This is a genomic window from Accumulibacter sp. (assembly GCF_016789985.1).
Taxonomy (GTDB): domain Bacteria; phylum Pseudomonadota; class Gammaproteobacteria; order Burkholderiales; family Rhodocyclaceae; genus Accumulibacter.
In genome coordinates this window covers 1-11,919 of record NZ_JAEUOL010000032.1, presented here as the reverse complement: position 1 = coordinate 11,919, position 11,919 = coordinate 1, and the positions used below count along the sequence as shown (strand labels likewise).

Genomic DNA, 11,919 nt, shown 5'->3' with positions numbered 1-11,919 from the left:
GGCGAATCGGGCACCGGCAAGGAGATGCTCGCCCGCGCCATTCACTATTGCAGCCGGCGTGCCGAGAATGCCTTCGTCGTCGAGCATTGCGGCGCGCTGCCCGACCAGTTGCTCGAAGCCGAGCTCTTCGGCTACAAGCGCGGTGCCTTCACCGGCGCCTATGAAGACCGCAGCGGTCGTTTCCAGCAGGCCGATGGCGGAACCATCTTCCTCGATGAAATCGGCGACACCAGTCCGGTGTTCCAGGTCAAGCTGTTGCGTGTGCTGCAGGAGGGAGAGTTCCGGCCGCTCGGTGCCACCCGGCCGCAATCGGTCGATGTGCGTGTCGTTGCCGCCACCCATCACGACCTCGAAGCCGAGGTGCGGGCCGGCACGTTTCGCGAGGACCTCTACTATCGGCTGGCCACCGTGACCCTGCGCGTGCCACCGCTGCGCGAACGCTCGATGGACATCCCGCTGCTCGCCGGTCGCCTGCTTGGAGCCAGCCAGAAGATCCTCGGCAAACCGGTCGACGGCCTGACCACCGAGGCACTCGCCTGTCTGGCCGCCTATCCCTGGCCGGGCAATGTGCGCGAGCTGCAGAACGAAATCCTGCGCATGCTGGCGCTCGCCGACTCGCCACGCCTGGGTGCCGACCTGCTGGCGCCGCGCATCCTGCGCACGCCGGCCTGCGACCAGGAGGAGGACAATCTGCTCGAGCTGATCGCCGTTGACGGCGGGCTGAAGGAGCGCATGGAGAGGCTCGAAGCGCGGGTGCTCAAGGAGACGATGATTCGCCATCGCTGGAACAAGTCGCGCGCAGCCAGCGAATTGGGTCTGTCGCGCGTCGGACTGCGCAACAAGCTGCTGCGTTACGGGCTGGAGCGGGCATGAGGGTCGTCTGGTTGCAGGCGGCGGGTTGCGGCGGCTGCACGCAGTCGCTGCTGGGTGCCGAAAATCGCAGCGGTGTCCTCGCACAGTTGGCCGATAGCGGCATCGAACTGCTGCTCCATCCTGGCCTGTCGGAAGCCAGCGGTGACGAGGCGCTGGCGTTGTTGCGGCTGGCGGCCGACGGCAGCCGGCCGTTCGACCTCCTGTGTGTCGAGGGTGCGCTGCTGCGCGGACCGAACGGCAGCGGCCGCTTCCAGATGCTCTCCGGCAGTGGCCGCCCGCTGATCGACTGGGTGCGCGATCTGGCGCGGCGTGCCCACTATGTCCTTGCCATCGGCACCTGCAGCGCTTACGGCGGCATCGTTTCGAGCGGCGAGAACATCACCGACGCCTGCGGGCTGCAGTTCGACGGTGACCAGGAAGGCGGCTTGCTCGGCAGTGAATTCCGCGCCATCTCGGGGCTGCCCGTGATCAATGTGGCCGGCTGCCCGACGCATCCCGGCTGGGTGGTCGACACCCTGCTCTCGCTGGCCCTCGGTGCGCTCGGCGTGGCCGACCTGGACGCCTGGCAGCGGCCGCGTTTCTACACCGAGCAACTGGTGCATCACGGTTGCCCGCGCAACGAGTTCTACGAATTCAAGGCGAGTGCACAAAAGCTCTCCGATCTGGGCTGCCTGATGGAGAACATGGGCTGCAAGGGCACCCAGGCCAATGCCGACTGCAACCTGCGGCCGTGGCACGGCGTCGGCTCCTGCGTGCGCGGCGGTTTTGCCTGCATTTCCTGCACCGAACCGGGTTTCGAGGAGCCCGGTCATCCGTTCATGGAAACCGCCAAGATCGCCGGCATCCCGACCAGCCTGCCGGTCGACATGCCGAAGGCCTGGTTCGTCGCCCTGGCCGCGCTGTCCAAGTCGGCAACGCCGAAGCGGGTGCGCGAGAATTCGCATTCCGATCACCCGCTGATCGCACCGGGAATTCGCAAGAGCGGCCCGAAGTGAACCGCCACCTGACAATTGGCCCGTTCAATCGCGTCGAAGGCGACCTCGAAGTGCGGCTGGAGATTGCCGCTGGCCGCGTCGCTTCGGCCGAGGTCAGTTCCTCGCTCTATCGCGGCTTCGAGCACATCCTGCTCGGCAAGCACCCGCTCGACGCGCTGGTCATCGTGCCGCGCATCTGCGGCATCTGCTCGGTGTCGCAGTCGGCCGCGGCGGCCGCCGCACTGGCCGCCGCGGCCGCTCTCGAGATGCCGGCCAACGGCCGCCTGGCGAGCAATCTGATCCTCGCCTGCGAAAACCTCGCCGATCACCTGACCCACTTCTACCTCTACTTCATGCCCGATTTCGGGCGCGACGAGTATCGCGCCTGCGCCTGGCACGGCGCGGCGGCCAGGCGCTTCAAGGCGACCACCGGTGCAGCGCTGCGCGAGGTGCTGCCGGCGCGCGCCGACCTTCTGCGCCTGATGGGCTACCTCGCCGGCAAGTGGCCGCACAGCTTGGCACTGCAGCCCGGCGGCACGACGCGCGCGGTCACCGCGACCGAAAAGGTCCGCCTGCTGGCCGTGCTGCGCGAGTTCCGCGCGTTTCTTGGCGCCACGGTGTTCGGCGACGCGCTGGAAAACGTCAGCGCAATCGGCAGTGCAGATGAGCTTGCTGCCTGGGCGCAAGGCCGGCCGGCCGACCTGCCACGTTTCATCGAGATTGCCGGCGCGCTCGGCCTGTCACGCCTGGGCCGGGCGACCGACCGTTTTTTGAGCTATGGTGCCTACCCGGCGCCTGGTCAATCGGACGCCTGCGGCGAGCATCTCTTTGCCCGTGGCATCTGGCAGGGCGTCGGACAGCCGTTCGACGAGCAACTGGTCAGTGAAGACGTGGCGCACGCCTGGTTGTTCGGCGAACGTCCGTTGCACCCACTGCATGGGGAAACGCGCCCGCTGGTCGGCGAGTTTGCCGACAAGGCAGGTGCCTACACCTGGTGCAAGGCGCCGCGCTACGATCATGGCGTCGTCGAAACCGGCGCCCTGGCCCGCCAGATGGTCGCCGGGCAGCCGCTGGTGCGTGCTTTGGTCGCGGCCGAGGGGGGCAGCGTGCTGGCCCGGGTGGTCGCCCGGCTGCTCGAACTTGCCCTGGTGGTGCCGGCGATGGAGGACTGGGTGTGCGCCTTGATCCCCGGCGAGCCGTTCTGCGCGCCATGGCAGTTGCCCGAGCAGGCCGGTGCCGTCGGTCTGGTCGAAGCAGCGCGTGGCGCGCTCGGGCACTGGTTGCGCATCGAACGCGGCAGGATCGCCGGCTACCAGATCATTGCGCCGACCACCTGGAACTTCTCTCCGCGCGACGCGGCCGGTGTTCCCGGCGCCCTCGAGCAGGCGCTGGCCGGTTTGCCGGTCGGCGAGGGTGAAAGCATCCCGGCTGTCGTGCAGCACGTCGTGCGCTCCTTTGATCCCTGCATGGTGTGTACGGTGCATTGAAAAATTATAGCGATAAATCAAAGGCATACGCATCTGTGTACGCCATGTGTACGGAATCGGAAATGACGTTCGGTTCGATCGACGGAGGGATCACTTCTGCAACACCCTCACCCATTCGTCCCCACGCACATCCCGGTAGACGGCTGTCATGTCCGCCGACTTGTGACCGGCCAACGCCTGAGCGTTGATTCCTTGGTCGTGGTAGAGGCGCAACGACAGGCTGCGCAGTTCGTGAAAAGTCGGTGGCGTCTTGCCTTCCACGGTGACACCAGCAGCGTCGCGTGCCTCGGCGAACGCCTGAGCAAGCGTCATGTCGCGGATCTTGTCACCGGACTTGGCGCGTCCGCAGTTGCGTGAATGGTGGAGTACATTCCGGCTGCGCGGACCGATCAGGAAGAGCACCGTGTGGGTCGTCACCAGCGCCCACAGCCCCAGCAGCACGCCGGACTCCGGCCACGAGGTTTCATCGACATGCCGTTGCGCTGCCTGCACGAGGTCGGCCACCAAGGCGTCCTCCAGCGGCAGACTGGCGCTGCCCGCTTCCCGGATCGTCTCGTCGATGACGATCGTGTCCCCGGACGTGGTGTAAGAGGCAATCAGGAAGTCATGGACTCCGGCATGGTTGGATTGCCAGTCAGGCTGTCACGGCGGACAGGCTGATGTTGGGATTGTCGCCGACCACGGCCAGAGTTTCCAGGGTCATGTAGCGACGCTGTAGGGCCCACTCGTCGTTCTGTTCGAGCAGGAGAGCCCCCACCAGGCGATAGATGGCCGCCTCGTTGGGGAAGATACCGACCACGTCGGTGCGGCGCTTGATTTCGCCGTTGAGCCGCTCCAGGGGATTGGTGCTGTGGATCTTGGCGCGATGTTCCTTGGGGAAGCCCATGTGGGCGAGGACATCGTTCTCGGCGTCATCCATCAGCTTGGCAATTTTTGGGAAGCGGTCGCGCAACTGATCTGTCACGGCCCGCCACTGGTCCTGGGCTGCCGCCTCGGTTTCCTGGGCAAAGATGGTGGCGATCAGGGCGGACACCATGCGGCGCTGACCGGCCGGGGCATGGACCAGGACATTGCGCATGAAATGCACCCGGCAGCGCTGCCAGGTGGCGGAGATGACCTTGCGCACCGCCGCCTTCAAGCCCTCGTGGGCATCCGAGATGACGAGCTTCACGCCGCGCAGGCCGCGGCGGGTGAGGCTCCTGAGGAAGTCGGTCCAGAAGGGTTCGGCTTCGGAGGCCCCCACCTGCATGCCAAGCACTTCGCGCCGGCCATCGGTGTTGGCGCCGATGGCGATTATGGCGGCGACGGAGACGATCCTCCCCGCCTGGCGCACCTTGAGGTCGGTGGCGTCGATCCACAGGTAGGGCCAGTCGCCCTCGATGGGCCGTTGCAGGAAGGTCTGCACCCGCTCGTCGATTTCGGCGCACAGCCGGGACACCTGGCTCTTGGAGATGCCGCTCATCCCCATGGCCTGCACCAGGTCATCCACCGAGCGTGTGGAGATCCCCTGCACGTAGGCTTCCTGGATAACGGCCGCCAGGGCCTTCTCGGCGGTGCGCCGGGGCTCCAGGAAAGGCGGGAAATAGCTGCCGGAACGCAGCTTTGGGATGCGCAGGGCCACGGTGCCGGCGCGGGTTTCCCAGTCCCGCTCCCGGAAGCCGTTGCGGGAGTTGGTGCGGGCCTCGGAACGCTCGCCGTGGCCGGCGCCACAACGGTTGTCCACATCCGCTTCCATCAAGCGCTGGGCCACGAAGCCGATCATCTCGCGCACGAAATCGCCGCCGCCGGCCTTTTCAAGCAGCTCGGAAAGCTGCATCCTGTCTTGGGTCATCGGTTTATTCCTCAGTAAAAGTTGAGTTTCGCAACCCCAACCTTACCGGAGTTCTCCGATGACCTCCCGATCGCGCCCGCCGTGGGGGCCCTGCAGGGCCCCCACGGCAAACCCCAAACCTTCAGCTCTTACACCACTCGGCGGGACACTGCCGGCTTGGGCGCACCCGGTGGGAGAAGTTGCTCATCGGCCATTGTTGCGATTGGCGGGTTGTCGGATCTGGATGTCCGCAAATAGCAGCCATGTTCCCCCTATGGAAACTCACCGTACAAGAACGCGACTCTTGCTCTGACAGGCGAATCGAGCTTGGCGGCGCATGCCTGGTGCCCGCGTGTGGGCCACCGCTTTGGGACAGGGTCGACGCGCCGTTCGGTCAGAACGATCCGATTGGTGAGCGGACGCCCGAATACGAATTCGGTCAACGCGTCTCCTGGTAGCCGCTCGTCTAGACCCCCGGCGGGAGGGAAACCCCACAGTCGCCAAGACCCATAGACTGTGGGGGCAAGCTTCGACTGCTGATTACTGGTCCCGGAATGACTCCTGCCGTTGGATTTCTCATCGTTCGCCCCTGATCGATGACAACCGAAATCCTTCTAATTTCCCACCCTTGCCGAACACAACGCCGACCGCGTTACCGATTAGCGTAGATCAATTCCACCCGGCGCATCTTCTGGCGGCAATCCGTTGTCCTGCAGGCCGCCATTGACCCCGCTCGCCCGACGCTATAGCGACGCAGCGGATGAATCTGTTTCTTGGGAACGCCGTAGGTGCGAAGGAGCTTGACGACGGCTTCGATACGCTGGTCCGCTATCGCCAGATTATACGAGTCACTGCCCAGGTCGTCCGTGTAACCTGCCAAGGTGACCACCTGCGCCGGATTCTCCTTCAACCGTGCTGCATGAATCCGCAGCTTGTCCTGCCCCGCAGGATCGATACGCGTTGCGCCCTTGGCGAAGTAGATGCTGTTAGCTTCCTCCAGCGCTACAGAATCCGTGTTCTTGGTTGAGGGCATATCCAATGGTGTGTCTGGGGCTGACGTAGAATCAAGCGACTGTTGCGGCATCGGTTCTGAAGGTGAGATGGCCAAGGTACTACATCCGAAGAGCATTACGCCGTAGAGCAGCGGTGTCAGGCTGGAGAGCCTGAACATGACCTGACCAAGCTTCATTTCGAATCCCGCAGCATGTCGGCCAGCGGTATGCTGGCGAAAGCGTCGTCTCCTCCGGGCAGATGTCGTATCAACTCAAATAGATTGATATACAATGTTTGTAGGGCGACTTCCGGCATAGCGGCGAGCGCTTCGGGAAGGACGCCTGCAGCGGACCCCGGTAGCGCTGCGATGGCCTTCACACCGTCGGGCGCGATCTGAAGACCGACCCGGCGCTGATCCTCCTGCTTTCGCGTCTTGATGAGGCATCTGCGAGTAACCAGTTTTTCAACGAGTTGACTACAGGTGGACTGGTGTATACCTAAGCGTGCAGCGAGATCTGTCACGCCAAGCCCAGGGCAGCGCTGCACCTCCTGCAGGATCCACATCTGCGAACCGGGAAGTCCGCAGCGCTCTTCCACTTCACGGAAATACTGGCGCATCGTGCCGTAGATCACTCGGAACTGTTGTAGAACTGCCAAGGGGAACTGTGGTGTGGCGGCCGTCAAAGGAAGCGTCATTGGGCGTTAGCCATTGCTCTAATCGAGAAAGTTTATTATATTGCCTATCAATGTAGTATCGATAGATTTTTCGTACAAGCACCTTTGGCGATGAGCTTGCGCCGAGGCCGCTGGTCACGTTTTTGCGCCACGCCGAGAACCGGTAAGGGTTCGCCACTCGATGTTCAATTCGATCCAGATTTTCGGCATGGCACTTCTCGGCGGTCTGGTTGCAGGCGAGGTCGCACGTCGAGCGCTGTCCCTGCCACGAACAACTGGCTATGTCGTCTTCGGACTGCTGGTCGGCCAAAGTGGTTTGGGGTGGATTGCCCCGTATCATATCGAGACCAACCAGCTTTTCATTGATCTGGCACTCGGCCTGATCCTGTTTGAATTGGGCTACCAAGTGCCGCCGGTGGTCGCCAGCGAAGGATGGAGTCGACTGCACGCGGGAGTGACGATTGCGCTGACCACCGGATCGAGCATCACGGCGCTGCTTCTGGCTCTGGAGTTTTCCGCCAGCGCCGCGGTCTTTGCGGCAGCCCTGTGTCTGGCAACTTCTCCAGCGATCACGATTGCGACCTGCAGCGACGTAGGGGCTAGGGGAGACAAGACGGGACTGCTGTTCACGATGGTGTCGATCAATGGGTGTGTCGCCTTTGTTGGCTCCGCCTGGTCAATGCCGTTTCTGGTTGGGGATGGGGCGATTCGCAGCCTCGCCGGCGCCTGGGAGGCGACGCAGGAAGTCGGAGTGGCCGTAGTGCTCGCTGGTGCCGGCACCGCACTCGTCCTGGCCGGCGCTCAACTCCTGGGACGGCGTCCGGAACACCAGCACCTGTTGATTCTGGGAACCATCGTACTCGGTGTTGGAACCGCGATCTACCTTGACATTTCGGTGTTGCTGCCCATGCTGCTCTTCGGCTACCTGACGCGAACTCTGGATCGGAACAAGCAGGTCGCTGCCATTCGGATTGCCAGTGATGCCCGGATTTTTCTCGTCGCCACGTTCGTTCTGGCCGGTGCCGCGCTTGACATTGGCGTCGTCATCGAGTACTGGCCGGAAGCCATCCTGGTGATGATCGCGCGCTTCGCCGGGCAAGTCACAGGCGTTCTCTGGAATCGGAAGCGCCTTTGCTTGAGCACCGAATCGTCCATCTATCTGTCTATTGGCTTACAGCCGATGTCGAGCATCGTACTGGTTCTCCTCGCTAACCTGCAGACGCTGTACGCCGGCCTCGAACCCCGACTGACGGGCACCTTGCTGGCTACCATCCTGTTGATGCAGTTGTTCGGACCCTTGGCGACGCAGACGGCAATCAAGGGCTTCGGTGAGGCAATGGCCTTGCAGTCGGACCGCCCGCCACGCGAAAAGCCAGTGGCTGGTTGATCTTTTCCCGGAGACCCCTCATGAGCAGACGCCCCTTACGTATTGGTCTTTCCGCACGCATCTACCACCCAGTGGTCGGCGCCACGGGTTTGCAGTCGAAATCGCTGCAGTACCTCGAACAATCCGTGGCGCACTGGGTGATGTCCCGCGACGTGATGGTGTTCATGATTCCCGCGGTCAGTGGCGACGCCATGGTTCATCGCAGCAGCATCCGGCTCTCGGACTACCCGGTGTATCTCGACGGCCTCATTCTCCAGGGTGGTGCCGACATTAGCCCACAAAGCTACGGGGAGGAGCCGTCGCACCCCGACTGGGCAGGTGACCGGGTGCGCGATGCCTACGAAATGGAACTCCTCCACGAATTCATGGAAGCCGGCAAGGCGGTGCTCGGCATCTGTCGAGGCGCCCAACTGATCAACGTGACGCTTGGCGGGACTCTCTATCAGGACATTGCCACACAGATCGAAGCGGCGGGCGAGCACGTCCATAGCGATTACGACCAGCACAGCCATGCGGTCGAGTGGGCCGCAAAGTCCGGCTTGGCGAAGCTCTATCCTGGCAACACCGGCGGGCGGGTGGTGTCGATCCATCATCAGGCGATCCGAGCATTGGGTCGGGACCTGCGGGTCGAAGCGCGCAGCACTGCGGACGGCCTGATTGAGGCCATTCGCCTACAAGGCAGGCCGTATGTTCTTGGCCTGCAGTGGCATCCGGAGTTCCATCCCCCCGGTAGCGAAGATCTGTTGGACTGCACGCCAATCCTCGACGAGTTTCTCGCTGCCGCGCGCGGCCGATTCTGGTGAGCGAGACGAACCAATGCTGAACGACATTCTGTCGCCAGTACGTGCCGTCTGGGAAGACTTGCAGGAGCGCCTCTTCTTCCTGCCACCCTTCCCGGATGAACTCGATTCTCTCGCCTTGTTCAGCATGCTGCTGGTCGTCGGTTTGCTGGTCGGCGAGTGGTTGCGCGCCAAACTGGCCTGGCCGAAAGTCATCGGCTATGTCCTGGCAGGAACGTTATTCGGCCCCTCCGTGCTCGGCTGGATCAGCATTGAAGCACTGGCCCAGATACGGCCGATGGCCGATGCAGCACTCGGACTCCTGATGCTCGAGATCGGCCGACGCCTCGATCTGCGTTGGCTCGGTGAAAACCGCGATTTGCTAAGAGCAACGCTTGGCGAGATCACCCTCTCCTTCGCGGCCATTTTCCTCTTCGCCTGGGGGGTGGTTGGGCTGATGCCGGCATGGGCGGCCGCTGCCGCAGCCGTTACCATGGCCTCGGCGCCGGCGGTTGTCCTGCTGACCGTCGAGGAATCGAACGCGCAGGGTCAGGTCACCGAACGGATCATCCTGCACACGGCGCTGAGCGCGGCGGCGTCATTCGTCGTGTTCGCCGTCGTCGTCGGCGTGGTACATGCGCAATACAGCAACGACTGGCTGAATGCCGTGGCCCATCCGCTATGGGTGGTGGTTGGTTCCGTGGTGATCGCCTGGCTGATGGCGCTTCTCGCTCGTCTGGTCGCGGCACTCCTGCCGAAGCGCTCCCTGGCACAGGTCTTCATCCTCGTGGCCACGGCGCTGCTTGCCGTTGGCACCGCACGCATGCTGGCGGTGCCGGTTTTTCTGACGCTTTTCCTGATGGGGGCCATCCTGTCTTTCAGCGATCAGGAAAGGACGCTCAGCTACACCAGCCTGCCGGAAGGACACTGGTTGCTGGCGATCATTCTCTTCGTCGTCGTCGGTGCCTCGCTGCCCTGGCAAGACTTCACATGGCTGATCGGACTGCAGGCAATCGGCCTGTTGATCGTTCGTACGGTGGCCAAGGTGGCTGCCCTGGCATGGGCTGGCGGTGGCCTGGGTTTTGCCAAGCGGGTGCTGGTTGGCATCGGCATTCAGCCGCTGTCGGCAACTGCCGTCTTCATGGCGTATGAAATCGCCGGACTCTACCCGGAAATCGGACGTTCGTCGCTGTCATTGCCGCTGTTTGCGGCCGCCATCATGGAACTCGCCGGCCCTGCCCTCTGCCGTGTCGCCGTGGTGCGCGCCGGCGAGACCGCGGCGACCGACAACAGCAAGGAAGGAGTGGCATGAGCCAGCCAATCGCCGAATTCAAACAGAGCCAGCCACTGACCCTGGGCGTCGAGCTTGAGTTGCAGCTGGTTTCCGTGCGCGATTTTGATTTGACGCGTGGAGCGACGGATCTTCTCGGCAGCATGGACTACGATGGCCGCTTTGGTGAAATCAAGCTTGAAATCACCGAAAGCATGATCGAGGTCAGCACCCTGCCGCGTACACTCGTCGATGGCCTTGCTGCCGATCTGGTCGGACTCCGACAAGCGCTCGTCAGTCAGTGCGCGCGCAACCATATCGCTGTCTGCGGCGGCGGCACGCACCCCTTCCATCGCTGGGCGGAGCGCCGGATTTGTCCAGGTGATCGCTTTGATGAGATCTACCACCGTTATGGCTACCTGGCCAAACAGTTCACGGTCTTTGGCCAGCACATTCACGTCGGTTGCACATCCGGTGACGACGCGATCTGGATGACGCAGGCTCTGGGACCCTATGTGCCGATCTTCATTGCGCTGTCGGCGTCGTCACCGTTCGTCGATGGCGAAGACACACTGTTCCAGTCCGCTCGTCTGAACGCCGTCTCGGCTTTCCCCTTGAGTGGGCAATGCCCGGCCTTGCGTGACTGGGCAGAGTTCATTGAACACTTTTCCTTTCTGCAGGCCTGTGGCATCGCTCGCAGCATCAAGGATCTCTATTGGGATGTTCGTCCGAAGCCCGAATTCGGCACCGTGGAAATCCGCGTTTGCGATACGCCACTAACGGTCGAGCACGCCGCAGCCCTGGCGGCCTTGGCGCAAAGCCTGGTACGCTATCTCTTGCGAACTCGACCCGCACTCGACACCCAACGGCATCTGTATGTTGCCCGCTACAACAAGTTTCAGGCGTGCCGCTATGGTTTCGATGGGCAGATCTCGGATCCGATTGGGCTGCGGCAAGTCCCTCTCCGGCAGATCGCCCGTGAACTGCTCGCGGTGTTAGTCGAGGATGCCCGCGAACTTGGCTGTTCCGCATGGCTGCAACTGCTCGACGCCTCCCTGGTCGGGGAGTTCTCCGACGCCAGTTGGTTGCGCGGGCGTCAGGCCATCCACAGAAACCTGAACGATGTCGTCCGTGAGGCCACAATGCGCTTTCGCAATCAACGGAGCACGCAGCTTCCCGAGGGCCCACGATGAAGCACTGGCTGCCATTGCTGGCGTTGATGGTGTCTTGGGCGTGGCCACTGCATGCGGCAGAGGAGTGTGTCATCGAGTCGGTCCCCAGGAGCACCAAGGATCTCGGCCCATGGATCGACCAGGACAACTGGTTGGCACCTGAAAATCTGCGCATCGGCTTGCAGTCATTCGGCCGCTTCATGCCTTCGCTGAAGATCACGGCGACAGGAACAGCCCAGATGCTCCACCCTGCTTCTCGACAAATCGAGCTCGACAAGCTTAAGGCCCGCGACCCGCTCGATCAGCAGCCGCGCGATATTGGGTTCCTCTTGGCCACGCGCTTGTATGCCGATGGCCTGTTAGTGCTGCGCGACGGCAAGGTGGTGAGCGAGCGTTACTGGAATGGGCTGGTAGCGCAGGACCAACGACTGCTGCTTGGCGGAACCCGAGCACTGCTCTCCCTGATGGGTGCCATGGCTGTCGCCCAGGGCAAGCTCTC

The 11,919-nt window shown here is 63.1% G+C and carries 12 protein-coding genes; 8 read left to right on the top strand and 4 right to left on the bottom strand.

The window, feature by feature from the left end; all coding sequences use genetic code 11:
* From JNK99_RS01915 to JNK99_RS01905, 3 genes are all read left to right on the top strand, one after another.
* Nucleotides 1–873, top strand: an 873-nt coding sequence (locus JNK99_RS01915; RefSeq protein ID WP_291847820.1) for a sigma-54 dependent transcriptional regulator, incomplete at its 5' end; no start/stop codon positions are given.
* Entirely contained in the window at nucleotides 870–1,868 is a 999-nt protein-coding gene (locus tag JNK99_RS01910) for a HupU protein (RefSeq protein WP_291847817.1), read from the top strand. The genes JNK99_RS01915 and JNK99_RS01910, both read left to right, overlap by 4 nt.
* Nucleotides 1,865–3,334, top strand: a complete 1,470-nt coding sequence (locus JNK99_RS01905; protein WP_291847814.1) for a nickel-dependent hydrogenase large subunit — start codon at nucleotides 1,865–1,867, stop codon at nucleotides 3,332–3,334. The genes JNK99_RS01910 and JNK99_RS01905 overlap by 4 nt, the downstream gene beginning before the upstream one ends.
* A 90-nt stretch (nucleotides 3,335–3,424) precedes the next feature.
* On the opposite strand, the gene JNK99_RS01900 is transcribed toward JNK99_RS01905, so the two are convergent.
* The 4 genes from JNK99_RS01900 to JNK99_RS01885 all read right to left on the bottom strand — a co-directional run bounded on the left by JNK99_RS01900 (nucleotide 3,425) and on the right by JNK99_RS01885 (nucleotide 6,833).
* Entirely contained in the window at nucleotides 3,425–3,838 is a 414-nt protein-coding gene (locus JNK99_RS01900; protein WP_366518684.1) for a tyrosine-type recombinase/integrase, read from the bottom strand.
* 130 nt (nucleotides 3,839–3,968) lie between these two features.
* Nucleotides 3,969–5,165 carry an IS256 family transposase gene (locus JNK99_RS01895; protein ID WP_291847811.1) on the bottom strand — a complete coding sequence of 399 codons (1,197 nt, stop codon included), beginning with the start codon at nucleotides 5,163–5,165 and terminating at the stop codon, nucleotides 3,969–3,971.
* A gap of 631 nt (nucleotides 5,166–5,796) precedes the next feature.
* Nucleotides 5,797–6,333 (bottom strand): OmpA family protein, encoded by a 537-nt coding sequence (locus JNK99_RS01890; protein ID WP_291847809.1) that lies wholly within the window; start codon nucleotides 6,331–6,333, stop codon nucleotides 5,797–5,799.
* Nucleotides 6,330–6,833, bottom strand: coding sequence for a MarR family winged helix-turn-helix transcriptional regulator (locus JNK99_RS01885; protein WP_291847806.1), 504 nt, complete (start codon nucleotides 6,831–6,833; stop codon nucleotides 6,330–6,332). The genes JNK99_RS01890 and JNK99_RS01885 overlap by 4 nt, the downstream gene beginning before the upstream one ends.
* Before the next feature lie 160 nt (nucleotides 6,834–6,993).
* Here JNK99_RS01885 and JNK99_RS01880 point away from each other — a divergent pair, with 160 nt between their 5' ends.
* From JNK99_RS01880 to JNK99_RS01860, 5 genes are all read left to right on the top strand, one after another.
* Nucleotides 6,994–8,199 (top strand): cation:proton antiporter, encoded by a 1,206-nt coding sequence (locus JNK99_RS01880; protein ID WP_291847804.1) that lies wholly within the window; start codon nucleotides 6,994–6,996, stop codon nucleotides 8,197–8,199.
* 20 nt (nucleotides 8,200–8,219) lie between these two features.
* Nucleotides 8,220–9,002, top strand: a complete 783-nt coding sequence (locus JNK99_RS01875; RefSeq protein ID WP_366518683.1) for a type 1 glutamine amidotransferase — start codon at nucleotides 8,220–8,222, stop codon at nucleotides 9,000–9,002.
* 13 nt (nucleotides 9,003–9,015) lie between these two features.
* The gene (locus JNK99_RS01870) at nucleotides 9,016–10,290 is read left to right on the top strand and encodes a cation:proton antiporter (RefSeq protein WP_291847801.1); all 1,275 of its coding nucleotides are present in this window, start codon (nucleotides 9,016–9,018) and stop codon (nucleotides 10,288–10,290) included.
* Nucleotides 10,287–11,441, top strand: a complete 1,155-nt coding sequence (locus JNK99_RS01865; RefSeq protein WP_291847799.1) for a YbdK family carboxylate-amine ligase — start codon at nucleotides 10,287–10,289, stop codon at nucleotides 11,439–11,441. The genes JNK99_RS01870 and JNK99_RS01865 overlap by 4 nt, the downstream gene beginning before the upstream one ends.
* The coding region (locus JNK99_RS01860; RefSeq protein WP_291847796.1) for a hypothetical protein at nucleotides 11,438–11,919 on the top strand (482 nt) is incomplete at its 3' end. The genes JNK99_RS01865 and JNK99_RS01860, both read left to right, overlap by 4 nt.